Below are 23,743 nucleotides of genomic sequence, written 5' to 3'. Positions count from 1 at the left end.
GAAGGGTCCCCACATGAGCCCCAAGAGCTCCACGGGCGGTTCGCAGAACCCGTCAGGACGGGGCGTCATCAGCGGGCTGATGACGCCCGGCCGGGTGGCCGTCGCCGTGATCGCGATCCTCACTCTGGTCTTCATCTTCGAGAACACCCGCAGCACCAAGATCCGGCTGCTCATCCCCGAAGTCACCATGCCGCTGTGGATGGCGCTGCTCGGCACCGGCCTGATCGGCGCCCTGTGCGGGGCGTTCTTCCTCAACCGCCGCCGGTGACGCCCGCACCCCGGTGACGCGCGGGCGCCCCGGGGCGCGGGACCGGCCCGCCGGGTAGCGTGGCCGGATGCTGCGCATGCACCCCGTCACCCTCGCCGAAGGACGCCGCGTGGGCATACGCCCCTACACCCGCGCGGACGGCGCCGAGTTCACCCGGCGGGCGCGCCAGAGCCGCGAGCTGCACCGTCCCTGGCTGTTCCCGCCGACCACCGCAGAGAAGTACGCCGGCTACGCCGACGCCCTCATCGAGGACCCCACCAAGGCGGGGTTCCTCGTGTACGAGCGCCAGGACGGCGCCCTCGCGGGGTTCATCAACATCAACAACATCGTCGAGGGCGGCTTCCGCAGCGGCGCCCTCGGCTACGGCGCGTTCGCCCACGCCGCCGGGCGCGGCTTCATGCGGGAGGGGCTCGGGCTCGTGGTGCGGTACGCCTTCGACGAGCTGCGCCTGCACCGTCTTGAGATCAACGTGCAGCCCGGCAACACCGCGTCCATCGCCCTCGCGCGCGGCGCGGGCTTCCGCCTGGAGGGCTACTCGCCCGAGTTCCTCTTCATCGACGGCGCGTGGCGCGACCACCAGCGGTGGGCCCGCACGGCCGACGGCCCGCGAGGCGGCCGGTAAAGGGCGTTGAGCGAGCGGGCGCCGGTCACGGAGGATGGCGGCATGAGAAACACCGTGCTGATCGACGCCCCCTCCAACCTGGGCCTGCGCCCGCCCGCCCCCGGTACCGTCCCCGGCTGCTACAAACTCGCCGGCGCCCTGCGCGAACGAGGCATCCTGCGCCGCCTGCACGCGGTGGAAGGCGGTGTCGTGGTGCCGCCGCGCTACGACCGCGGCGACTGGAAGGAGGGCGACGGCGTCTTCAACGCGGCCGCCATCGCCGCCTACACACCACGGCTCGCCGACCGCGTCGAGCGCCATGTGCGCGCCGGTGACCTGCCCGTCGTGCTCGGCGGCGACTGCTCCATCCAGCTCGGCGCGTCCCTGGCCCTGCGCCGCCTGGGACGCTACGGACTCGCCGCGATCGACGCGTCCGCCGACTTCCGCCACCCCGGCAACTCCGACCGCGTCGGCGCCGCGGGCGGCGAGGAACTGGCCCTCGCCACCGGCCGCGGCCAGGACGACCTCACCGACATCGAAGGCCTGCGCCCCTACCTGCGCGACGAGGACGTCAGGCTCTTCGGGATGCGCGACGAGGACGAGGACCGCGGCGAGCTCGGCGCCCTGCGGATACCCACGGTCACGGTCGGCGAACTGCGCCAGTGGGGCGCCGACGACGTGGCCCGCTCGGCGCTGCGCAGCCTGGAGCACACCGCCCTCGACGGGTTCTGGGTGCACCTGGACGCCGATGTGCTCGACCCCTCCGTGATGCCCGCCGTCGACGCCCCCGACCCGGACGGCCTGCACCCCGACGAACTCCTCGCCCTGCTGCGCCCGCTGGTGCGCTCCCCGCGCTGCGTCGGCCTCAACGTCACGATCTACGACCCCGACCTGGACCCGGACGGCACCGCGGGCGACGTGCTCACCGACGTCGTCGTGGCGGCCTTCGCCGAAGCCTGAACGGCCGGGGGCCTGGCCGGGGCGGCGCCCGGCGTGTTCGATGGTCACCGGACCGCGAACCACAGGAGGGCGCCTTGGCGACGACCGTACGGCGTGACGTACTGACCCTGCCGGCAGCCGGGTTGGGTCCCGACAACCCGCTGCCGCCGCTGGGGCCCCCGGCGCGGGCGCGCCGCGTCGAGATCCGGGACCGGGAGGGACTGCCGCGCGACATGGCGCGGCAGCTCGCCCACGAACCGCTGCGGTCCGTGCTGCCCACGCGCAGACGCGACGGCTACGGCCGCGAGCGCACGGCGACCGACATAGAGACGATCGTCATCGAGAACGAGCGGCTGCGCGTCACCGTGCTCCCCGGCCTCGGCGGTCGCGTCCACTCCCTGTTCCACAAGCCGACGGGGCGCGAACTCCTCTACCGCAACTCGGTGTTCCAGCCCGCGGACTTCGCGCTCAACGGCGCCTGGTACTCCGGCGGCATCGAGTGGAACATCGGCGCCACCGGCCACACCACGCTGTCCTGCGCGCCGCTGCACGCCGCCCGGGTGAGCGCGCCCGACGGCGGCGAGATGGTGCGCCTGTGGGAGTGGGAGCGGCTGCGCGACACCCCCTTCCAGGTCGACCTGTGGCTGCCCGCGGACTCCGACTTCCTGTACGTCGGCGTGCGCGTCCGCAATCCGCACGAGAAGCCGGTGCCCGTCTACTGGTGGTCCAACACGGCCGTGCCCGAGGAGCGCAGGGTGCTCGCCCCCGCCGACGAGGCCTGGCACCACGGCTACGCGCGCACGCTGCGCAAGGTCGCGGTGCCCGAGCACGACGGCGAGGACCGCACCCGCCCCGCGCGCGCCGAGTTCGCCGCCGACTACTTCTACGACGTGCCCGACGGGACGCGCCCCTGGATCGCCGCGGTCGACGCGGACGGGCACGGCCTGGTGCAGACGTCCACGCCCCGCTTGCGCGGACGCAAACTCTTCATGTGGGGGAGCGGGCCCGGTGGGCGACGCTGGCAGGAGTGGCTGACGGAGCCGGGCACGGGCGGGTACGCCGAGATCCAGGCCGGTCTCGCCCGCACCCAGCTGGAGCACGTACGGCTCGACGCCGAGAGCGAGTTCGCGTGGCTGGAGGCGTACGGACCGCTGTCCGCGGCTCCGGACGCGGCGCACGGCGACGACTGGGCGGCGGCCAGGGACGAGGTGGCCGCACGGCTCGCCGACGCGCTGCCCGCGGAGACGGTAGCCGCCGCGTACGAGCGGTGGCTGCCGCACGCCGACGCCGAACCCGGCGAGGTCCTCGCCACCGGCTCGGGCTGGGGCGCGCTCGAAGTGCTGCGCGCCCGGTACGAACTGCCCGGCACGCCGTTCCCCGAGGCCACGCTCGGCCCCGAGCAGAAGCCGTGGCGCGATCTGCTGCACAGCGGCGCCGTGCCCGAGCCGCGCCGGGTCGCACCGCCGGGACCCACCCTCGTCGCCCCGCACTGGCGGGACATGCTGGAGACCGCGCCCGCGCAGCCGCACACCGAGTACCACCTGGGCGTGGCCCAGTGGCACGCCGGGGACCTGGCGCAGGCGGTGCGCAGCTGGGAGCGGGGGCTCGCACTCGCGCCGTCCCGCTGGCCGCTGCTGCGCTGCCTCGCGGTGGCCGACCGGGAGTCGGGGCACGGGGAGCGGGCCGCCGACCGGTACGCGGAGGCCTTCGACGACCTGTGCGCGGAGCGGCGGGACGACGGCGCCGCATGGGTCGCGGCGACCGCGGCGCTCGGCCGTGAGGCACTGGACGCACTCCTCGCCGTGGGGCGCGCCGAGGCGGCCCGCGCCGTCTGGGCACGCCTGCACCCCGGTACGCGGGCGACGGGACGCTTCCGCCTCGCCGAGGCGCGGCTGCTGCTCGCGGAGGGCGACGCCGCCGCGGCGCTCGCCGTCTTCACCGACGGCTTCGAGGTCGCGGACCTGCGGGAGGGCGAGGAGACCCTCGGCGAGGTGTGGGCGGCCCTGTCGGACGAACCGCTGCCGGACAGATACGACTTCCGCATGCGGCCGTAAGGCCCACCGGATGCCGCCGTAGGGCCCTCCGGGCACGGCGCAAGGCCCTCCGGTTCCGCGTGCGGCCGGAGGGCCGGGGCTCTCAGGGTGTCGGGGTCACGTTGCGGTCGACGTACTCGAAGACCGCGCCGTCGGGGTGCATCGCGATGAGGTTGCGCCCGGCCGGCGTGGGCACGGGTCCGGCGACGATGTGCGCCCCGGACGCGCTGAGCGTCGCGAGGGCCTCGTCGACGTCCTTCACGGCGATCGTCGCGGCGACCTTGCGCAGCACTTCCAGCTCCGCCTCGGGTCCGCTCATGAGCAGAAAGCAGCCGACCGAGGCCACGGACACGCCGCCCCGCTCGAAACGCATCGCTGTGCTGCCCGTCAGCCGTTCATAGAACACGACGGACGCCTCCAAGTCCCTGACGCAGACACGCAGCACGGTTCCCAGGATCTCCATGGGGACGAGCCTAGTTGGCGGCGCGGCACCAGGAGATCCATTCCGCCCACCTCGCGCTCGCCGCGACGGCGTTCGCACGCCCACCCGTTACGCACCGCAAGTGGCGGGTACCCGGGGGGCCTTGACGGCTCCACACGGATGTCGCCATGGCTTCGTGACGGATGTCGCAATGGCTTCGTACAGGAAGGACGAGAACCATGCCGGTCCAGGACCACCAGAACGTGCCGCTTCAGGACAGGACGTTGGGCGACGTGCTGTCGCAGGTCGTCCGCGACGCGGTGCACGAGTCCCTGCGCCAGACGCTGCGTGACGAACTCCGCGACGAACTGCGTGCGGAGCTGTCCCACGCCGCGGCGAAGCAGCGCCGCAAGGCCGCGCTGTACGCCACTTCCGGCGCGCTCACCCTGTACGCGGGTGCCGCGGCGGCGCTCACCGTCGGCCTGGTGCTCGCACTCGGCCTGCCCGGCTGGGCCGCCGCGCTGATCGTGACGGCGCTGCTCGCCGGTGCCGCCGTGCTGACCCGCAACGCCGCCCGGCCGTCCCCGAAGGGCTCCCAGGCGGCCGCGCCACCGGTCCCGGCCGGAACCCCTGCGGCGACCCACGGCGCGCCCGCGGCCCCTCCGGTGCCCGCCGCGCCCTCGACCCCGGCGGCTCCCACGGGCGCGGCCCCCGCCGCGGCACCGGCGACTCCCGCGGCCCCCGCTGCGCCCGAGACGCCTCCGGCCGGCGCGCCGACCGGCGGCATCGCGGGCTTCCCGACCGTTCCGCCGGGCAGCACCCCGCAGCAGCCCGACGCCTCGGGCACGCGGGCGCGGTGACGCGCCGCCGACGACAGGTGCCGATCACCGGGTGAAGGCCGCTCGGGCGATCACCTCGGCCGCTATGGCACCCACCGGTCTGCCGTCCGTCGGCACCCGGTGGGTTCCTGGCGGCACCGAGGTGTCCAGGCGCCGCGCCATGTACGCGCTGCGGCGCAGCTGCTGGTCGAGCTCCGAACCCAACTCGCGCCCCATGAGGCGCTGTTCGACGGTGGCGTCGGTGGCGGTGAGCAGCACCCGGATCAGCCGGGGGCGGCCGAGCGCCTCGGTGAACAGCCACTCCTCGGACGGCAGCACGGCGGCCGTGTTGGTGTAGACGAGACGGCGGCAGCCCAGGGCCGCGTAGTTCGCCCAGAGCGCGGCGAGATTGCGGCAGGTGAGCCGCGAGCGGTGCGGATCGTCCGGCGGCGCGGGGTGCACCACGTCGAGGAGGTCGCCCTCGATCAGGGCGTGCCCCACGTCGGCGGCGCGCAGCCGGGCCGCGACCTCCCAGCCCACCGAGGACTTGCCCACGCCCGACCGCCCGCCGATCAAAAGCACGTCGGGTCCGCGCCCGTCAGGGGCGCGCTCCTCGTGTTCCGCGCCGTATGGCTCGTGGTGGTGCGTGCCGCGCGTCTCGATGTCCGCGCCGCGCGGCTCGTGTTCCGCGCCGGGTGTCTCGCGTCGCGTGCCGCGTGCTGGGTGCCGGTCCATGCTGCGTGAGGGTGCCAGTGCGCGGCGCCCTCACGCGACCCGATATTCCTCCACGTCCGCGGTGCGGAGCAGCAGGCCGTGGCCCGTGCCGCCGTCCGCGCGGACGGTGCCGCCGGTGGGGTCGAGGGCGCCGTCGAAGAACATCGACTCGATCCGGACGTGGTCGTGGAACCACTCCACGTGCCGCAGGTTCGGCACGCACGCGGCGACCGCCACATGCGCGTGCGGTGCGCCGCGCGCCGACAGCTCCAGGCCGTGCGCCTGGGCGACCGCGGCGGCCCGCAGCCAGCCGGTGAGGCCCCCGCAGCGGGTGGCGTCGGCCTGGAGGCAGTCCACGGACGGGATCACGCGGGCGAAGTACGGCAGGTCGGAGCCGTGTCCGCCCGCCACGACATCACTGACGAGCGCGTCGCGCACCAGCGCGAGCCCGTGCAGGTCGTCCGCGGCCACCGGCTGCTCGAACCAGCCCACGCCGTGCTCGGCGAGCACCCGCCCGATCCGCACGGCCTGCTTGCGCGTGTACGCGCCGCCCGCGTCCACGTACAGCTCGGCCTGCCTGCCGACGACGTCGCGGGCCGTGCGCACCCGCGCCACGTCACGGGCCGCGGCCCGCCCCCAGTCCTCCCCGATCTTGATCTTGACGCGCGGGATGCGCTGCCCGTGCACCCAGCCGTTGAGCTGGGCCGCGAGATGGGTGTCGTGGTACGTGGTGAAGCCGCCGCTGCCGTAGACGGGCACGTCCTTGCGGGCCGCGCCGATCAGCCGGGTCAGCGGCACCTCCAGGAGCCGCGCCTTGAGGTCCCACAGGGCGATGTCGAGAGCCGATATCGCCCGGCACGCAAGACCCTGGGAGCCGGTGTCGCGCACCGCCCCGACCAGCGCGTCGTGCGCCGCGGGGACGGCGAAGGCGTCCCTGCCCCGGAGTACGGGGGAGAGCACCTCGTCGACCAGGCCGACGGTGGCGGCGGGCGCGTAGGTCCAGCCGGTACCGGTGGCGCCGCCCCCGGTCACCTCCACCACGACGATCGTCGTGGCGTCCCACGCCAACGTGCCGTCGGCCTCCGGCGCGTCCGCCGGGATCGTGTACGCCGACACGGCGGGGGCCTCCACGCGGACGGGTCCGGAATCGGGCATGGGCGGCCTTTCGCTGGGCGGGTCGGCTGCGGTGCGGGACCGTGGAAGCACACGTGCGCCGGCGGGCCGGGCCCGGCCGGGTCCCGGCGAGACCTCCACGGCCTCGCGGGGACGGCCCTCCTTCCGGGTAGCCCGAAGGCGTGGCGGCAAACGGCGGTGTGTTTCACCTCCGTGCACCAGGGCACGCGGGAAGCTCGCGCCGGAGCACACCGGACGTACCGGACAACGCCGGAGGACTTTGTGAGCCGTACTTCCAGTCGCACCGCGGGCCGCCCCCACGTCGTGATCGTCGGCGCCGGGTTCGCGGGGTTCCAGGCCGCCCGCACCCTGTCCCGGCTGACCCGGCGCCGGGTCGACATCACGGTGCTCAACCCCACCGACTACTTCCTGTACCTGCCACTGCTGCCCCAGGTCGCCGCCGGTGTCCTGGAGCCGCGCCGGGTCACCGTGTCGCTCACCGGATCCCTGCGCCACGTACGCCTGGTGCTCGGCGAGGCCGACGGCGTCGACCTCGACCGGCGCACCGTGCACTACACCGGGCCCGAGGGGGAGAGCGGCGAGCTGGGCTACGACCGCCTTGTCCTCGCCGTCGGCAGTGTGAACAAGCTGCTCCCGGTGCCGGGTGTCGCCGAGAACGCGCACGGCTTCCGCGGGCTGCCGGAGGCGCTGTACCTGCGCGACCACGTGACCCGGCAGATCGAGCTCGCCGCGGCCGCGGGCGACGCCGAGACCTGCCGGTCGCGCTGCACGTTCGTGGTGGTCGGCGCCGGATACACCGGCGTCGAGGTGGCCGCGCACGGCCAGCTCTTCACCCAGTCCCTGGTGCGCCGCCAGCCCCTGCGGGCGGGCATCCGGCCGCGCTGGGTGCTGCTCGACATCGCCGAGCGCGTGCTGCCCGAACTCGACCGGCGGCTCTCCGACACCGCGGACCGCGTGCTGCGGCGGCGCGGCGTGGAGGTGCGCACGGGGACGTCCGTGAAGGAGGCGACGCGCGAGGGCGTGCTGCTCGACGACGGCGACTCCGTGCCCACCCGCACCCTCGTGTGGTGCGTGGGCGTGCGGCCCGATCCGCTGGTCGAGTCGGTCGGCAAACCGCTGGAGCGGGGCCGGCTGCTCGTCGACCCGTTCCTGAACGTGCCCGAGCATCCGGAGGTGTTCGCGTGCGGCGACGCGGCCGCTGTGCCGGACCTCGCCAAGCCGGGCCAGTACACGGCGATGACCGCCCAGCACGCCTGGCGGCAGGGCAAGGTCGCGGGCACCAACGTCGCCGCCTCGCTCGGCGTCGGCGAGCGCCGCTCCTACCGCCACCACGACCTCGGCTTCACCGTCGACCTGGGGGGCGTCAGCGGTGCCGCCAACCCCCTGGGCGTACCGCTGTCCGGGCCGCTCGCCGGGGCCGTGACCCGCGGGTACCACCTGGCCGCGATGCCGGGGAACCGGGTGCGGGTCGCCGCCGACTGGCTCCTGGACGCGGCCCTGCCCCGGCAGGGCGTACAGCTCGGCCTCGTGCGGTCCTGGAACGTGCCGCTGGAGTCGTCGTCCCCCGAACTCGCCCGCGTACCGGCGCCGGAGCAGACCGGGCACACGGACGACAAGCAGGCCGAGAAGAAGACCACCGAGAAGAAGACCAGCGACAAGAAGACCAGCGACAAGAGCGGCGACAAGAACACCGAGACGAAGAACACCGAGAAGAAGAACCAGGAGTGACGATGGCGGACAGCACGACGTACGGCGGCGACCCGGAAGGAGCCGGGGGCGCGGGGACCCGCGTGGCCGCCACCGACACCGACGAGCGGCTGCACGAGCTGGCGCAGCAGTTGCGCGTGGACTCCGTGCGGGCCGCGGACGCCGCGGGCTCCGGGCACCCGACCTCGTCCATGTCGGCGGCCGACGTGATGGCGGTGCTGCTCGCCCGGCACTTCCACTACGACTTCGCCCGCCCCGACCACCCCGGCAACGACCGCTTCGTGCTGTCCAAGGGACACGCGTCACCGCTGCTCTACGCCGCCTACAAGGCGGTGGGCGCCGTCACCGACGAGGAGCTGCTCACCTTCCGCGCGCAGGGCAGCCGCCTGGAGGGGCACCCCACGCCGCGGCGGCTGCCGTGGGTGGAGGTCGCCACCGGTTCGCTCGGGCAGGGCATCGGCGTCGGCGTCGGCATCGCGCTGTCCGGCAAGCGCCTGGACCGGATCCCGTACCGGGTGTGGGTGCTGTGCGGCGACAGCGAGCTGGCCGAGGGCTCGGTGTGGGAGGCCGCCGAACAGGCCTCGTACGAGCGGCTCGACAACCTCACCCTGATCGTCGACGTGAACAGGCTCGGCCAGCGCGGACCCACGCGCCACGAGTGGGACCTCGACGCCTACGACCGCCGTTTCGCCGCCTTCGGCTGGCACGTCGTCCAGGTCGACGGGCACGACGTCGCGGCTGTCGACCGCGCCTGCGAGGAGGCCCGCGCCACCACCGGACGGCCCACCGTGATCCTCGCCCGCACCGTCAAGGGCAAGGGCGTGGCCGCCGCCGAGAACCGCGAGGGACTGCACGGCAAGCCGCTGTCCGACGCGGAGGCGGCGGTGCGCGAGCTCGGCGGCAGCCGGCACGTCGGTGTCGCCGTCCAGGCGCCCCCGGCCGCCCGGTCCCCGCAGACCGTGCCCGGCGGCGACCTGGAGCTGCCCCGCTACGACATCGGCGACGAGGTCGCCACGCGGGACGCGTTCGGCCAGGCGCTGACCGCGCTCGGCTCCGCGCGCGGCGACGTGGTGGTCCTGGACGGCGAGGTCGGCGACTCCACCCGCGCCGAGTACTTCGCGAAGGAGCACCCGGAGAGGTACGTCGAGTGCTACATCGCCGAGCAGCAGCTCGTCGCCGACGCCGTCGGCCTCGCGACCCGCGGCTGGGTGCCGTACGCGTCGTCGTTCGCGGCGTTCCTCACCCGCGCCCACGACTTCGTGCGGATGGCGGCGGTGAGCGGCGCGGGAATCAACCTCGTCGGCTCGCACGCCGGAGTCGCCATCGGCCAGGACGGGCCGTCGCAGATGGGCCTCGAGGACCTCGCGATGTTCCGGTCCGTGCACGGCTCGACGGTCCTCTACCCGTGCGACGCGCCGCAGACGGCGCGCCTCGTCGCCGCCATGGCCGACCTCGACGGCGTGCGCTACCTGCGGACCTCGCGCGGCGCGAGTCCCGTCCTGTACGGGCCCGAAGAGGAGTTCCCGGTCGGCGGGTCCAAGGTGCTCAGGTCCTCCGCCGACGACCGGCTCACGGTGGTCGCCGCCGGGATCACCGTGCACGAGGCCCTGACCGCCGCGGACTCCCTCGCGCGGGCGGGCGTCCCCGTCCGCGTCATCGACCTGTACTCCGTCAAGCCCGTGGACCGGCGCACCCTGCGCGAGGCCGCCGAGAGCACCGGCTGTCTGCTGACCGTCGAGGACCACCGCCAGGAGGGCGGCATCGGCGACGCCGTCCTCGACGCGTTCTGCGACGGCGGGCCCGTGCCCCGCCTCGCGCGGCTCGCGGTGACCACCATGCCCGGCTCGGCGACGCCCGCCGAGCAGTTGCGCGCCGCCGGGATCGACGCCGAGTCCATCGCCGCGGCGGTGCGGCTCCTCGTCGAGCACGCGGTGCGCTGAGAACCAGTCAGGAGACACCATGACCACCACGGCGGCACGCAAGGTGCGGGCCGGCCGGCGCACCGTGGAGGTGCACCGGCCCGAGAAGGTGCTGCTGCCCCCGAACGGGGGCGCGGCGGGCGACGGCGAGGCGACCGGCATCACCAAGGGCGACCTCGTCGACTACTACCGGTCCGTCGCCTCCTACATGGTGCCGCACCTGCGGGGCCGCCCGCTGATGCTGGAGCGGCACCCCGACGGCGTGCCAGGACCCATGTTCATGCAGAAGGACACCCCGGACCACTATCCGGACTGGATCACCCGCGCCGAGGTCGCCAAGGAGGGCGGGACGGTCACGCACACGGTGTGCGACGACAGCGCCACCCTGGTCTACCTCGCCGACCAGGCCTGCGTGACCTTCCACCGGTGGCTGTCCCGCGCGGAACGCCCCGACCGGCCCGACCGCCTCGTGTTCGACCTCGACCCGCCCAAGGACGGCGACCCCGCGGACGTGTTCGGCACGGTGCGCGAGGCGGCACGCCGGCTCGGCGACGTCCTGGACCAGGTGGGCCTGGCGTCGGCCCTGATGACGACCGGGTCCCGCGGTCTGCATGTGATCGTGCCGCTCACGGGCCGCGACCACGTCGACGACGTGCGCGACTTCGCCAAGGAGGTCTCCGCGCTGCTCGCCGAGGCCGACCCCGACCGGCTCACCACGGCCGTGCGCAAGAAGGACCGCGGTGACCGCCTCTACCTCGACGTGCAGCGCAACGCGTACGCGCAGACCGCCGTCGCCCCGTTCTCCGTGCGGGCGAGGCCGGGCGGGCCCGTCGCCGTGCCGCTCGGCTGGGACCAGCTCGACGACCCCGGCACGCACGCCGCCCGCTGGACCGTCGCCGACGCCCTCGAACAGGCCCGCGCCGACCCCTGGGGCGGGCTGCTGCGTTCACCCCGCGCCCTCGGCCCCGCACGCCGCAAGCTACGGGCCCTGCGCGGCGCGTGAAGCACACCCCATGGGTTTGGGCGGCGTATGCGGGGTCACCCGGAGAAGGAGGTGACCATGACGCAGACGCCCCGCAACCAGAGCAAGAAGAAAGCCGAATCCGAGAACACCCCCGGCCCCGTCGCGGTGCTGCGCTCCGCACGTGAGCAACTGGCCGAACTCACCGGCCTGACCGCCGAGTCCGTGTCGTCCTTCGAACGCACCGACGACGGCTGGGACCTGGCCGTCGAGGTCCTCGAACTGGCCCGTGTGCCCGACACGATGAGCCTGCTCGCGACCTACGCGGTGACCCTCGACCCGCACGGCGAGCTGACCGGCTACAAGCGTGTGCGCCGCTACGAACGCGGCCGCGCCGACCCGTCCCGCCCCGGCGGCTGAGCCGCACCGGGCTCCGGCCGCAACGGCCCCCACGTGGGCTCATATCGCAATGATTCATCAGCAAGCGTACTGAACTGACGCATAGATCAGAGCAGTACGGCAATACGACGCATACCCCAGACACCCAAGGCAAGGAGGGCTGGCCGGCATGACCGTCGTCCCAGCACAGCAGTCCGGCGGTGCAGGTGGTACCAGTGGCCTGTACGACGTCATCGAACTCATTCTGGACCGGGGCCTCGTGATCGACGCCTTCGTCCGGGTCTCCCTCGTCGGCATCGAGATCCTGAAGATCGACGTACGTGTCGTCGTGGCGAGCGTCGACACCTATCTGCGGTTCGCCGAGGCCTGCAACCGGCTCGACCTGGAAGCGGGCCCGCACAAGAACCCGGGCCTGCCCGACCTGGTCGGCGAGGTCACGGAGTCCGGCGCGCGCGGCAAGTCCAAGGGCGCGCTCTCGGGCGCCGCGGAGACCATATCCGACGCCTTCAGCCAGGCCCGCGAGGAAGGCCGCTCCAAGGAGGAGGCCCGCCCGCGCGCCCGGCGCTCGACGTCGTCGCGCAGCCGGAAGGAGGAGCAGGAGTGACCACGTACATCTACGGCATCGCGGCCGCCACCCACCCGGCGCTGCCGGAGGGCATGGGCGGCATCGGCGAACCGGCGCGCAAGGTGCGCGTCGTGCGGCAGGGCGACCTCGCCGCCCTCGTCTCGGACAGCCCCGAGGACCTGCGCCCGAAGCGGCGCGACCTGCTCGCCCACCAGAGCGTCCTGGACGAGGCGGGCGCGGCGGGAGCGGTCCTGCCGATGCGCTTCGGCAGCCTCGCGGACGACGACGGAGCCGTCGTCGCGGTGCTCACCGAACTCGCCGACCACTACGAGGAGCGGCTCCGCGCCCTCGACGGCAGGGCCGAGTACAACGTCAAGGCCGCCCACGACGAGCAGGCCGTGCTGCACCAGGTGCTCGCCGAGAACCCCGAGCTGCGCGCCATGGTGGAGAGCAACCGGCGTGCGGGCGGCGGCAACTACGAGCAGAAGCTGCATCTGGGCGAGCAGGTCACCAACGCCGTGCGGGCCCGTGAGGTCAGCGACGGCGTCGAGGTGCGCCGCGCCCTGGAGCCGTGCGCGGAGGCCGTGAGCGAGGGCCCCGAGGGCACCGGCTGGCTGGCCAACGTGTCGTTCCTGGTGCGGCGCGAGACGGCCGACGGATTCGTCGCCGCCGTCGAGGAACTGCGCAAGAACCAGCCCCACCTGGAGCTGCGGGTGCACGGACCGCTGCCTCCCTACAGCTTCGTCGACATGGGCCCCGACCGGCAGGCCGGCGCCGCCGACAGCACGACCGGCGTGCGCTGAGCCCGCCGGTCGTGCGACCGGAAGGAGGTGGGTTCCGCCCATGGGACTCATCGGTGAACTGCTCGCTCTGCCGCTCGCTCCCGCCCGCGGCACCCTGTGGGTGCTCCAGCGGGTCGTCGACGAGGCGGAGCGGCAGTACTACGACCCTTCGGCCGTCCGCAAGGAACTCGCCCAGCTGACCGAGCGCCTCGAAGCGGGCGAGATCGACGAAACCGAATTCGACCGTCGCGAGGACGAACTCCTCGCCCGCCTCGGCCACGGACCTGTCGGCGACGTGGCCCGGACGGATGACCCGACAGCCGGCACAGGCAGGACAGTGACGTCATGAACCGACTGGCAGTGGGCCTCGCCGTAGGCGCGGGGTACCTCCTCGGACGCACGAAGAAGGCGAAGTTCGCCTTCGCCGTGGGCACCATGGTGGCGGGCCGCAAGATGCAGCTAAGCCCCGCGGGGATAGCCCGCGCGGTGTCCCAGCAGATGGAGAAGAACCCGCAGTTCAAGGAGATCGGCGACCAGCTCAAGCAGGATCTGCGGGGCGTCGGCAAGGCGGCGACGGGATCGCTGCTCGACCGGCAGATAGAAGGCCTCGCCGACCGGCTGCACGACCGCACCCTGGACGTCCGCGACCGGCTCTCGGGCGCCGTGCCCGACGAGGTCCCGGACGCGGACGAGGCGGCGGGCAAGGCGCGCGACGCGGGCGGCAGCGCGGGTTCGGCCGCGGGATCCGGCGCCCGCAAGGCGGGCTCGGCGACGAAGAAGGCCACGTCCGCCGCGCGCGGCGCCGCGAAGCCGAAGCGTACGGAGCGTACGAAGTCTTCGGACGACGCCGAGAGCGCCGAGGGCTCGGACCGGGCCGACGAGCCGGAGGAGCAGAGCGCCCCGCGTCCCAAGCGCAAGCGTGCCCCGGCGAGCAAGGCGCAGAGCGCGCGCTCACCGCAGAAGCGGAGCACGCAGAGCCGCTCCGCGCAGGCCCGCAGCACCGCGAAGAAGACGGCCCGCGCGAAGGGAGGCAACGATGGCTGACACCCGTCAGGGGTCCCGCGAGGACTCCGGCTCGGCGAATCCGCTGAGCGCCGCCGTCAACAGCCCCGCGGCGGACCGCCTGAAGGACGAGGCCAGGGCCTATGTGATGGCGCAGGCCGAACGCGCCCTCGTCGGAGTGGGCCGCAAGCTCGGGCAGACCACCAACAAGCTGAACGACATCGCGGACGGCAAGAGCCCCGGCTTCGGCAAGCTCGCCCTGGAGGGCGGCCGCAAGCTCGCCGAGGGCAAGGGCCCGCTGCGCAGCGCCGTGGAGCTCGGCGGCAGTCACCTCAAGGACTCCGTCAAGGGCGCCCTGAAGAACGTCACCGGCGGCCGCAAGAAGAAGGGCGGCGGCGGTCAGAAGCCCACCGTCATCCTGGAGTACGTCGACGTCGGCGTGCCGGTGCGCGAGGCCTACGACCAGTGGACGCAGATCCAGGAGTTCTCCACCTTCGCCAAGGGCGTCAAGGGCGCCACCCCGGCGGGCGACACGGACTCCGACTGGCAGCTCAAGGTGTTCTGGTCCAGCAGGAGCTGGAAGGCCCACGTCACCGAGCAGGTGCCGGACCAGCGGATCTCCTGGACGTCGGAGGGCGCGAAGGGCACCACCAAGGGCGTGGTGACCTTCCATCCGCTCGGCGACAACCTCACCCGGGTGCTGCTCATCATCGAGTACTACCCGAAGGGCCTGTTCGAGAAGACCGGCAACATCTGGCGCGCCCAGGGCCGCCGGGCCCGCCTCGACCTCAAGCACTTCGCGCGGCACATCACGATGCGCGGCGAGGCGAGCGACGGCTGGCGCGCCGAGATCCGCGACGGCGAGGTCGTGCGCAGCCACGACGACGTGGTCGCCGAGGAGGAAGAGGCCGAGGGCGCCGAGAGTGCGGAGAGCGCCCAGGACGCCGAGGGGCACGAGGAGCCGTACGAGGCCGAGGACGAGGCCGACGCACCCGAGGAGTCCGAGGAGCCCGACGAGGGCGAGCCGCGTGCCGAGGACGAGCCCGACGACGAGCCGTACGAGGGTGAGGCCGAGGAGACCGACGAGGACTCCGCGTACGAGGACGAGGCCGATGCCCCGTACGAGGACGACGAGGAGGAGCGCTACGAGGACGAGGCGGACGAGGCGGACGAGCCGGAGCGCTATGAGGACGAGGCGGACGAGGCCGACGAGGCCGAGGACGACGGCGAGGAGGACCCGCAGGGCGAGTACGCCTCGGCGGGTGGCCGCCGGAGCCGTCGATGACCACCGCGAGCCGCATGCCGTCGTCGTCCCTGGGCGCTCCCCAGGGTGGCGCCAACCTCGCCGACATCCTTGAGCGCGTCCTCGACAAGGGCATCGTCATCGCGGGCGACATCAAGATCAACCTGCTGGACATCGAGCTCCTCACGATCAAGCTCCGGCTCGTCGTCGCCTCGGTCGAACGGGCCAAGGAGATGGGCATCGACTGGTGGGAGGACGACCCGGCGCTGTCCAGCGGCGCGCGCCGCACGGAGCTGGCGCGCGAGAACGAGGAACTGCGCCGCCGTGTGGAGGAACTGGAACAGGGCACACGGGTGGACGGCGGCGCTCTCGGCCCCGGAACGGGGGAGGAGCGCGGTAAGAAGGCCGACCGCCGAGGAGAACGCGAACGTGACGGATGACCTGCGCTATGTGTACGCCGTGTGCCGCCCCCTGGACGCGCCGCTGCACGCCGATCTGACCGGCGTCGGCGGCGCGCCGCCGCGGCAGCTCGCCCACGACGGCCTGGTGGCCGTGGTCGGTCCGGTCCCCGAGCGGGACTTCGGGCGGGAGCAGCTGCACGCGCGCCTGGAGGACCTCGACTGGCTGGCGGCGACCGCCCGCGCGCATCAGAGCGTCGTGGCCGCCCTGGCCACCGTGACCTGTCCGCTGCCGTTGCGCCTCGGCACCGTCTTCCGTGACGACAGCGGCGTGCGCGCCATGCTTCAGGACGAGTCGGACCGGCTGCGCCGGATCCTCGACCGCATCGACGGGCAGGTGGAGTGGGGCGTGAAGGTGTGGCTCGGCGCGGAGAGCGCGGCCGAGGCCGCCGCCCCGCAGCCGTCGGGCGCGCCGGAGTCGGGCCGGGACTATCTGCGGCGGCGCCGGGCGGGCAACGCGGCGCGGGAGCAGTCCGCGGCGCGGGCCGAGGCGTTCGCCCGGCAGTTGCACGAGGACCTCTCCCGGTACGCGGCCGACGCGCGGCTGCATCCCCCGCAGAGCGGGCCGCTCACGGACGCGGGCTCCGGCCGCAACGTCCTCAACTCCGCCTATCTGGTGCCGCGGGCACGGTCCGAGGAGTTCCTCGAACTGGTCGGCCGCGCGGAGGGCACGCTGCCGGGGCTTCAGGTGGAGGTGACGGGGCCGTGGGCCGCGTACTCCTTCACGGACGACCCCGAGGCGTCATGAGCGGCGCGGGCGACCCGTTCGCCCAGCGGGAGATCGCACTCGTGGACCTGCTCGACCGGCTGCTCGCCGGGGGCGTGGTCCTCGCGGGTGACATCACCCTGCGCATCGCGGACGTCGACCTCGTCCGCATCGATCTGAAGGCCCTGATCAGCTCGGTCAACGCGCAGGTGCCGGCGCCGTGGCCGGAGGGGCTTGAGGGACTCGGGGGACTTGAAGGGCTGGAGAGGCCGGAGAGGGAGGCATCATGACGGCGAACGTGCAGAGGTCGACGCTCGACCTCGAACCCGACACCGTGGAACGCGACCTGGTCGCCCTCGTCCTCACCGTCGTCGAGCTGCTGCGCCAGCTCATGGAGCGGCAGGCGATCCGCCGCTTCGACACCGGTGAGCTGACGGAGGAGCAGGAGGAGCGGGTCGGTATGACGCTGATGCTTCTGGAGGACCGGATGAAGCGCCTCCGTGAGCGCTACGGGCTGCGGCCCGAGGACCTGAATCTGGACCTCGGGCCACTTGGACCGCTGCTTCCCAGGGACTGATCGCCACCAGCGGAAGCCGGTCGCCACCAGCGGAAGCCGGTCGCCACCAGCGGAAGCCGGTCGCCACCAGCGGAAGCCGGTCGCCACCAGCGGAAGCCGGTCGCTACCAGCGGTGCCACCGGGGCGCGGTCCCCGAAGCGGTCGGGCCCATGCCGCGCAGCACGATACCGAGCAGCAGGACGGCCGGCAGAATCAGCAGAATCGCCACCATCTCGTACACCTCCTGGCGTACGGGTGTCCCCGACCGGCCGCTCCACACGACGTGTTCAGGCCATCAGCGGGTCCGGGCCGCGCGGCGCCGCAGGCCTCAGGCCCGGCACAGCGCCTCCCCGTGCAGGACGACGAACCAGCCGTCCTCCGCCTGCCCCCACTCCCGCCACGCCGCCGCGACGGCCGCGAGGTCCCCCGCGTCCGCGAGCCCCGCCTGCGTCGCGCGCTCCGCGTACGCGGAGGCCACCGTGCGGTCCGCCCACAGCCCGCTCCACCAGGCCCGCTCCTCGGGCGTGCTGTAGCACCAGGTGCCCGCGCCCGCCCGGACGTCCGTGAACCCGGCCCGCAGGGCCCAGGACTTCAGGAGCCGTCCCGCGTCGGGTTCGCCGCCGTTGGCGCGGGCCACCCGCCGGTACAGGCCGAGCCAGTCGTCGAGCCCGGCCACCGGCGGATGCCACGTCATCGCCGCGTAGTCGCTGTCGCGCACGGCGACGATCCCGCCCGGCCTGCACACCCGGCGCATCTCGCGCAGGGCGTGCACGGGGTCGCCCACGTGCTGGAGCACCTGGTGGGCGTGCACGACGTCGAAGGAGTCGTCGGGGTGGTCCAGGGCGAACACGTCCCCGGTGGTGAACGTGACGTTGTCCAGGCCGCGCCCGGCGGCGGTCGCGCGGGCCTGCTCCAGGACGCCGGGGGCGCGGTCGATGCCCGTGACGTGTCCCCGCGGGACCAGGGCGGCGAGGTCGGCGGTGATGGTGCCGGGCCCGCAGCCGACGTCCAGGATCCGCCAGTGCGGCTCCAGCGCGTCCAGGAGGTAGGCCGCCGAGTTGGCAGCGGTGCGCCAGGTGTGCGAGCGCAGCACGGACTCGTGGTGCCCGTGGGTGTAGACGGCGGTCTCGGCGCGGGGCTGCTGCTGTGAAGGCGACATGGCCGCACTGTAAGCCGCACGTACCGCATCATGAGACCCCCGTCTCACGATGCGGTCATCGCACGGTTCAGGACGGCTGCGGCGGCCGGTAGACGGTCAGCGCCTCCGGCAGCTTGTCGAGCACCAGGTCGCCCTCGGCGTCGGAGAGTTCACCGTCGTGGGCGACCTTCGTGCCCGGCGCGAGACCGGACAGGCGCAGCCGGCTCGGGCGGACCGCGGTCTGGACGGGGGAGCGCTCCACCGGCGCGGTCAGGGCGGCGGCGAGCAGCCGGGCGCCGGGCCGGCGGCCGCCGTGCACGACGCGTACGTCAAGCAGCCCGTCGGCGAGGTCGAAGCGCCGTGCGGGCGTCGGGCCCAGACGGTTGTACAGGCAGTTGCCGGCGAACAGGAGCCACAGCGGCCGCCTGCTGCCGCCGATCTCGGCGTGCAGCGGCTGCTGGTCGGAGCGCAGGACACGAGCCGCGGCGAGCACCCCGGCGGGCCAGCCGCCGATCCGGTGCGACCAGCGTTCGCGCTCGCGCACCAGCTCCGGGTGGACGCCGAGGCTGAACGTGTTGAGGAAGTGCCCCTCCCCGGCCGCCGAGCGGAACCGGCCCACGTCCACGGCTATCGCGTCCCCTGTCTCCACGGCCCGCGCCAGGTCGCCCGCCTCCTCCACGCCGAGGTCGTACGCGAAGTGGTTGAGGGTGCCGCCGGGCAGCACGGCGAGGGGAACGCCGTGGCGCAGGGCCGCGGCGGCCGCCGCGTTGACGGTGCCGTCGCCGCCGCACACGCCGAGCGCGCGGGCGCGGGCCGCCGCCTTCTCCAACTCGTCGGGCAGGTCGTCGGGCGCACACGTCACCACTTCGGCGTGCGGCAGCGCGTCGAGCAGGTCGTGCACCCGCCCCGACGTCCGCGCGCCGCTGTTGACGACCACGACGAGGCCGCGGCCGCCGGGCAGGGCGGGCGCCTCGGCGCGCGGACGGCCCGGCGGCGGCAGCTGGTCGCGGGTGGGCACGAGACCGCGGACCGCGAACGCGGCGCCGGCGCCGAGGGCCGCGCCGACGAGCACGTCGCTGGGGAAGTGCACCCCGGTGTAGACGCGCGACAGCGCGACGGCGCCCGCCAGCGGGGCGACGGCCGCACCGAGCCGGGGGGACTCCAGGGCCACCCCGGCGGCGAAGGCCGCGGCGGACGCCGCGTGCCCCGACGGAAAGGACGTGGTGATGGGCTGCCGCTTGAGCCTGCGCACCATCGGCACGGTGTCGAGCACCGGCCGCGCCCGCCGCACCGTCCGCTTGCCGACGGTGTTGATGGTCGCGGAGGCGAGCGCGAGGGACGCCACCCCGCGCACGGCGGCCCGCCGCGCGCGGGGGCGCCGGGCCGCGGCGAGCGCCGCCGCCACGCCGAACCACAGCCGCCCGTGGTTCGCGGCCCTGCTGAGCCGGGGCAGCAGCGCGTCGGCGCCGGGCCAGTGCTGGGCGGCCACCGCGTCGAACACCCGGCGGTCCAGGGCCATCAGACGGTTCCCGGACCTGCTGCGCGGGGACGCGAGGAACGTGGCGGGCACCGCGGCCACCGGGGACGTCGAGACGGCGCGGGCGGCCAGGGAGGTCAGGGGCAGGTCGGCATCAGAGGTCATACCGGCCGCGTACCCCCGCCTCGCCGCCCGCAACGGCCCGGTGGCACGGCTCACGCGCCACAAACCGTTTGCCCCGCCCGCGGCGGCCCCCGGACAATCGCCCGCATGGGACATCTGGAAGCAGCGCACATCGAGTACTACCTGCCGGACGGGCGAGCCCTGCTCGGTGATGTCTCGTTCCGCGTCGGCGAGGGCGCGTCGGTGGCGCTCGTGGGGGCGAACGGCGCCGGCAAGACGACGCTGCTCAAGCTGATCGCGGGGGAGCTCCAGCCGCACGGCGGCACGGTCACGGTGTCCGGCGGCCTCGGCGTGATGCCGCAGTTCGTCGGCTCCGTACGGGACGCCTCCACGGTGCGCGACCTGCTGGTCTCCGTGGCGCAGCCCCGTATCAGGGAGGCCGCGCGGGCCGTCGACAAGGCCGAGCACGCCATCATGACCGTCGACGACGAGGCCGCCCAGCTCCAGTACGCGCAGGCCCTGTCCGACTGGGCGGAGGCGCGCGGGTACGAGGCGGAGACGCTGTGGGACATCTGCACCACGGCCGCGCTCGGCGTCCCCTACGACAAGGCCCAGTGGCGCGAGGTGCGCACGCTCTCCGGCGGCGAACAGAAACGCCTGGTCCTCGAAGCGCTCCTGCGCGGCACCGACGAGGTCCTCCTCCTGGACGAGCCGGACAACTACCTGGACGTGCCCGGCAAACGCTGGCTGGAGGAGCGCCTGAAGGAGACCCGCAAGACCGTCCTGTTCGTCAGTCACGACCGCGAACTCCTGGCCCGCGCCGCCGAGAAGATCGTCAGCGTCGAGCCGAGCCCCGGCGGCTCGGAGGTGTGGGTGCACGGCGCGGGCTTCGCGACGTACCACGAGGCGCGCCAGGAGCGCTTCGCGCGCTTCGAGGAGCTGCGCCGCCGCTGGGACGAGAAGCACGCCCAGCTCAAGCGCCTGGTCCTGGACATGCAGCAGTACGCGGCGCGCAGCGACGAGATGGCCTCGCGCTACCAGGCGGCGAAGACCCGGCTGCGCAAGTTCGAGGAGGCGGGCCCGCCGCCCGAGCCGCCGCGCAAGCAGGACATCACGATGCGCCTGCACGGCGGCCGCACCGGCGTACGGGCCGTGACCTGCGAGCAACTCGAACTGACCGGCCTGATGAAACCCTTCGACCTGGAGGTCTTCTACGGCGAACGCGTCGCCGTGCTCGGCTCCAACGGCTCCGGCAAGTCGCACTTCCTGCGACTCCTCGCGGGCGACCCCGAGCACCCGGTGCGGCACACCGGGGCATGGCGACTCGGCGCGCGCGTCGTGCCCGGCCACTTCGCGCAGACCCACGCCCACCCCGAGCTGTTCGGCCGCACCCTCCTCGACATCCTGTGGCGCGAGCACGCCCAGGACCGGGGCGCGGCGATGTCCCGGCTGCGCCGCTACGAGCTGACAGGACAGGCCGAGCAGCGCTTCGAGCGCCTGTCGGGCGGTCAGCAGGCCCGTTTCCAGATCCTGCTCCTCGAACTGCAGGGATCCACCGCCCTGCTCCTCGACGAGCCCACCGACAACCTCGACCTGGAGTCGGCGGAGGCGTTGCAGGAGGGCCTGGAGGCGTACGAGGGCACGGTGCTCGCGGTCACCCACGACCGCTGGTTCGCCAAGTCGTTCGACCGCTATCTGGTCTTCGGCGCCGACGGCCGGGTCCGGGAGACCTCCGGTCCGGTATGGGACGAGCGAAGAGTGGAGCGGGCTCGGTAGCTCGGGCGGTAGCGTGGCGAAACCACGCCGTACGCTGCGCAGTTGGAGATCTCGTGGTGGTGAGGACGTCCTTCGGGACCAGTGATGTGGACGAGGCGCGGGGCCTGCTCGAAACCGCCTTCTACAACAACTTCATGGATGTGCTCGACGACCCGCGCCCCTTCCGGGCGGACTTCATCATCGGGCAGCTCGGCGCACTCACGGTCGGGGACGTGCACTGCGGCGCGGATGTGCGCATGCGCTTCGGCGAACTCGGGTCGTACCACGTGAACGTGCCGCTCAGCGGGCACATGGCCTGGCGCCAGGGCCCCCGCGCCACCGTGCTCCGCACCGGGCCGCGCCGCGCGGCCGTCCTGCAGCCCCTGGGCGACACCTACCTCGACCGGTGGACGGGGGACTGCCGGGTGCTCGCCGTCAAGCTGGACCGGGCCGCCCTGGAGGAGAACCTGGAGCGGCTGCTCGGCAGGCCCGCCCGCGGCCCGGTGTCCTTCGACCCTGAGTTCGACACCACCCGGGGTCCCGGCCTCGGCTGGGTCCGCCTCGTCCGCACGATCGCGGACGACCTGCGCGCGGAGTCCGCGGCGCTGAGCCATCCGCTGGTGACCGCGCCGCTCCAGGAGGCACTGATGAACGGGATGCTGCTGGCCGCCGGGCACCGCTACCGCGACCAGCTCGCCGGGCCCTCGCGCACCTTGCGTCCCACCCCGGTCAAGCGCGCCATGGCCGCCGTGCAGGAGCGGCCCGAACACCCCTTCACCACCACCGAACTCGCCGCCGAGGCCCGGGTCGGCGTGCGCTGGCTCCAGGAGGCCTTCCGGCGGTACGTGGGGATGACGCCGATGGCGTACGTACGGGACGTGCGCCTGGCCCGGGTGCGGGACGAGTTGCGGGTGGCGGGGCCCGGCGAGCGCTGTGTCAGCGAGGTCGCCTTCCGCTGGGGCTTCACCCATCTGGGGCGGTTCGCCGAGCAGTACCGCGCGCGCTTCGGGGAACTGCCCTCGCAGACGCTGCGGAGCTGAGGGCGGGCCCTGTCGGCACGAGGGGCGCCGACGGGTGACGAGGGCCCCGCCGAAGCCAGGAGGTGGGCCAGCGGTGGGCCGGGGTGGCGGAGCCCTGGCGTCCGGAATCCGGAATCGCTGCGCTATCCGGACAGCGGGCGCGCTCAGCGGATCGTTGCCCGGACGGCCGCCCGCCTAAAGTGGCGTCGGCGCCGGATGGACCCGGTCGTCGTCGCGGGAGTCTCCTCGGAGTCGCCGCCGGGACGTCGACCGTGGACGGAACTCCGGCGCCTCCGGACCGGGGCAGGACTGCCGGGCCGGCATTCGGGTCGCGGGCCCGCGAACCCCCTTCCGGCAACCCCCCGTGCCGGCCGGGCCCGCCACTTCCGACGCCGCGCCGGTGCGCGAGGACTACGGCGTGCGACCCAGCAGGCTCAGGAGCTTCGTCTGCTCGTCCGCTCCCGGCGGCGGTTCCACGGCCGGGGCGAAGAGACCGCTCTTGCCCAGGTCGGACGCGTACGGTCGCACTTCGTGCAGGGCGGCGGCGACCAGGTCGCCCGGCAGCCGCTCGTCGGCGCCGATCGCCCGCGACAGGTCCCAGCTGTGCACGACCAGGTCGGTGACCATCTGCGCGCAGTAGGCGCGTGCCGGGGTGTCGCCGTAGGAGAGGTGCACCGTGCGGTCCAGGGCACCGGACTCGGCGAACGCGGCGCGCGCCGCGTCCGCCGCGGTGTCCCAGGACGCGACGGGGTCGGGCCCGGCCATGTCGCCCTCGAAGGCGTCCCCGACCTCCTCCATGGTGGCGCCGTCCCGCACGAGGGGCGGCACCCAGAGCTGTTCGACGAGGAGGTGCTGGACGAGGTCCCGCACCGTCCACTCGGTGCAGGGCGTCGACGCGCCCCACTGCTCCTGCCCGACGCCGTGCACCCGTTCCGTGAAGAGGTCGAGTGCCTGGCCGTGCCGCCGCAGCAGGGTTTCGTCCTTCGTGCTCATACCGGTCCGTCC

General features: G+C 73.9%; 26 protein-coding genes. 20 read left to right on the top strand and 6 right to left on the bottom strand.

Features of this window, described 5'->3' with window-relative positions:
- Positions 1 to 13 precede the first annotated feature (13 nt).
- The 4 genes from GPA10_RS21550 (at position 14) to GPA10_RS21535 (ending at position 3,862) form a co-directional block, all read left to right on the top strand.
- On the top strand, positions 14 to 268 hold the full coding sequence (locus GPA10_RS21550) for a LapA family protein (RefSeq protein ID WP_198351666.1): 255 nt from the start codon (positions 14 to 16) through the stop codon (positions 266 to 268).
- A gap of 67 nt (positions 269 to 335) precedes the next feature.
- The gene (locus tag GPA10_RS21545) at positions 336 to 890 is read left to right on the top strand and encodes a GNAT family N-acetyltransferase (RefSeq protein ID WP_246259515.1); all 555 of its coding nucleotides are present in this window, start codon (positions 336 to 338) and stop codon (positions 888 to 890) included.
- 42 nt (positions 891 to 932) lie between these two features.
- The gene (locus tag GPA10_RS21540; protein WP_058851278.1) at positions 933 to 1,829 is read left to right on the top strand and encodes an arginase family protein; all 897 of its coding nucleotides are present in this window, start codon (positions 933 to 935) and stop codon (positions 1,827 to 1,829) included.
- A 74-nt stretch (positions 1,830 to 1,903) separates the two neighbouring features.
- Positions 1,904 to 3,862, top strand: a complete 1,959-nt coding sequence (locus GPA10_RS21535) for a DUF5107 domain-containing protein (protein ID WP_157166903.1) — start codon at positions 1,904 to 1,906, stop codon at positions 3,860 to 3,862.
- A gap of 82 nt (positions 3,863 to 3,944) precedes the next feature.
- Here GPA10_RS21535 and GPA10_RS21530 read toward each other — a convergent pair whose 3' ends face one another.
- On the bottom strand, positions 3,945 to 4,304 hold the full coding sequence (locus tag GPA10_RS21530) for a VOC family protein (protein ID WP_058851280.1): 360 nt from the start codon (positions 4,302 to 4,304) through the stop codon (positions 3,945 to 3,947).
- Positions 4,305 to 4,501: 197 nt separating this feature from the next.
- Between GPA10_RS21530 and GPA10_RS21525 the strand changes: the two genes are divergently transcribed.
- A complete protein-coding gene (locus GPA10_RS21525; RefSeq protein ID WP_157166902.1) occupies positions 4,502 to 5,122 on the top strand; it encodes a phage holin family protein in 621 nt (206 codons plus the stop codon).
- 24 nt (positions 5,123 to 5,146) lie between these two features.
- Here GPA10_RS21525 and GPA10_RS21520 read toward each other — a convergent pair whose 3' ends face one another.
- Complete coding sequence (locus GPA10_RS21520) at positions 5,147 to 5,662, bottom strand: hypothetical protein (protein ID WP_343041195.1); 516 nt, start codon at positions 5,660 to 5,662, stop codon at positions 5,147 to 5,149.
- 183 nt (positions 5,663 to 5,845) lie between these two features.
- Entirely contained in the window at positions 5,846 to 6,949 is a 1,104-nt protein-coding gene (locus GPA10_RS21515; RefSeq protein WP_157166901.1) for an enolase C-terminal domain-like protein, read from the bottom strand.
- A gap of 240 nt (positions 6,950 to 7,189) precedes the next feature.
- On the opposite strand from GPA10_RS21515, the gene GPA10_RS21510 reads away from it, so the two are divergent.
- The 13 genes from GPA10_RS21510 (at position 7,190) to GPA10_RS21450 (ending at position 17,247) form a co-directional block, all read left to right on the top strand.
- Positions 7,190 to 8,656, top strand: coding sequence for an NAD(P)/FAD-dependent oxidoreductase (locus GPA10_RS21510; protein WP_343041182.1), 1,467 nt, complete (start codon positions 7,190 to 7,192; stop codon positions 8,654 to 8,656).
- 2 nt (positions 8,657 to 8,658) lie between these two features.
- Entirely contained in the window at positions 8,659 to 10,575 is a 1,917-nt protein-coding gene (locus GPA10_RS21505; RefSeq protein ID WP_157166900.1) for a transketolase, read from the top strand.
- Positions 10,576 to 10,594: 19 nt separating this feature from the next.
- Complete coding sequence (gene ligD / locus GPA10_RS21500; protein ID WP_157166899.1) at positions 10,595 to 11,557, top strand: non-homologous end-joining DNA ligase; 963 nt, start codon at positions 10,595 to 10,597, stop codon at positions 11,555 to 11,557.
- A gap of 57 nt (positions 11,558 to 11,614) precedes the next feature.
- Positions 11,615 to 11,935 (top strand): gas vesicle protein GvpO, encoded by a 321-nt coding sequence (locus tag GPA10_RS21495; RefSeq protein WP_246259514.1) that lies wholly within the window; start codon positions 11,615 to 11,617, stop codon positions 11,933 to 11,935.
- 148 nt (positions 11,936 to 12,083) lie between these two features.
- Positions 12,084 to 12,518 carry a gas vesicle structural protein GvpA gene (locus tag GPA10_RS21490; RefSeq protein WP_058851285.1) on the top strand — a complete coding sequence of 145 codons (435 nt, stop codon included), beginning with the start codon at positions 12,084 to 12,086 and terminating at the stop codon, positions 12,516 to 12,518.
- Complete coding sequence (locus GPA10_RS21485; RefSeq protein WP_058851286.1) at positions 12,515 to 13,282, top strand: GvpL/GvpF family gas vesicle protein; 768 nt, start codon at positions 12,515 to 12,517, stop codon at positions 13,280 to 13,282. Before GPA10_RS21490 ends, GPA10_RS21485 begins: the two co-directional genes overlap by 4 nt.
- Positions 13,283 to 13,322: 40 nt before the next feature.
- Complete coding sequence (locus GPA10_RS21480) at positions 13,323 to 13,610, top strand: gas vesicle protein GvpG (RefSeq protein WP_058851287.1); 288 nt, start codon at positions 13,323 to 13,325, stop codon at positions 13,608 to 13,610.
- Positions 13,607 to 14,305 carry a DNA primase gene (locus GPA10_RS21475; RefSeq protein ID WP_157166897.1) on the top strand — a complete coding sequence of 233 codons (699 nt, stop codon included), beginning with the start codon at positions 13,607 to 13,609 and terminating at the stop codon, positions 14,303 to 14,305. Before GPA10_RS21480 ends, GPA10_RS21475 begins: the two co-directional genes overlap by 4 nt.
- Positions 14,298 to 15,548 carry an SRPBCC family protein gene (locus GPA10_RS21470; protein ID WP_157166896.1) on the top strand — a complete coding sequence of 417 codons (1,251 nt, stop codon included), beginning with the start codon at positions 14,298 to 14,300 and terminating at the stop codon, positions 15,546 to 15,548. Before GPA10_RS21475 ends, GPA10_RS21470 begins: the two co-directional genes overlap by 8 nt.
- Positions 15,545 to 15,946: a gas vesicle protein gene (locus GPA10_RS21465; protein ID WP_058851290.1), complete on the top strand. Its 402-nt coding sequence runs from the start codon at positions 15,545 to 15,547 to the stop codon at positions 15,944 to 15,946. Before GPA10_RS21470 ends, GPA10_RS21465 begins: the two co-directional genes overlap by 4 nt.
- On the top strand, positions 15,936 to 16,712 hold the full coding sequence (locus tag GPA10_RS21460; protein WP_343041181.1) for a GvpL/GvpF family gas vesicle protein: 777 nt from the start codon (positions 15,936 to 15,938) through the stop codon (positions 16,710 to 16,712). Before GPA10_RS21465 ends, GPA10_RS21460 begins: the two co-directional genes overlap by 11 nt.
- Positions 16,709 to 16,960 (top strand): gas vesicle protein, encoded by a 252-nt coding sequence (locus GPA10_RS21455; RefSeq protein ID WP_157166895.1) that lies wholly within the window; start codon positions 16,709 to 16,711, stop codon positions 16,958 to 16,960. Before GPA10_RS21460 ends, GPA10_RS21455 begins: the two co-directional genes overlap by 4 nt.
- The gene (locus tag GPA10_RS21450; RefSeq protein WP_058851293.1) at positions 16,957 to 17,247 is read left to right on the top strand and encodes a gas vesicle protein K; all 291 of its coding nucleotides are present in this window, start codon (positions 16,957 to 16,959) and stop codon (positions 17,245 to 17,247) included. Before GPA10_RS21455 ends, GPA10_RS21450 begins: the two co-directional genes overlap by 4 nt.
- 307 nt (positions 17,248 to 17,554) lie before the next feature.
- On the opposite strand, the gene GPA10_RS21445 is transcribed toward GPA10_RS21450, so the two are convergent.
- Both GPA10_RS21445 and GPA10_RS21440 read right to left on the bottom strand, forming a co-directional pair.
- Positions 17,555 to 18,385, bottom strand: coding sequence for a class I SAM-dependent methyltransferase (locus tag GPA10_RS21445; protein ID WP_157166894.1), 831 nt, complete (start codon positions 18,383 to 18,385; stop codon positions 17,555 to 17,557).
- 67 nt (positions 18,386 to 18,452) lie between these two features.
- Positions 18,453 to 20,006 carry a bifunctional phosphatase PAP2/diacylglycerol kinase family protein gene (locus GPA10_RS21440; RefSeq protein WP_157166893.1) on the bottom strand — a complete coding sequence of 518 codons (1,554 nt, stop codon included), beginning with the start codon at positions 20,004 to 20,006 and terminating at the stop codon, positions 18,453 to 18,455.
- A gap of 105 nt (positions 20,007 to 20,111) precedes the next feature.
- Here GPA10_RS21440 and GPA10_RS21435 point away from each other — a divergent pair, with 105 nt between their 5' ends.
- A complete protein-coding gene (locus tag GPA10_RS21435) occupies positions 20,112 to 21,740 on the top strand; it encodes an ABC-F family ATP-binding cassette domain-containing protein (protein WP_157166892.1) in 1,629 nt (542 codons plus the stop codon).
- A 53-nt stretch (positions 21,741 to 21,793) separates the two neighbouring features.
- A complete protein-coding gene (locus GPA10_RS21430) occupies positions 21,794 to 22,759 on the top strand; it encodes an AraC family transcriptional regulator (protein WP_343041180.1) in 966 nt (321 codons plus the stop codon).
- A gap of 390 nt (positions 22,760 to 23,149) precedes the next feature.
- On the opposite strand, the gene GPA10_RS21425 is transcribed toward GPA10_RS21430, so the two are convergent.
- On the bottom strand, positions 23,150 to 23,731 hold the full coding sequence (locus GPA10_RS21425) for a TIGR03086 family metal-binding protein (protein ID WP_157166890.1): 582 nt from the start codon (positions 23,729 to 23,731) through the stop codon (positions 23,150 to 23,152).
- Positions 23,732 to 23,743 lie beyond the last annotated feature (12 nt).

It is taken from the genome of Streptomyces typhae (assembly GCF_009755605.1).
GTDB lineage: Bacteria > Actinomycetota > Actinomycetes > Streptomycetales > Streptomycetaceae > Streptomyces > Streptomyces typhae.
This window is presented reverse-complemented; position numbering and strand designations above follow the sequence as displayed.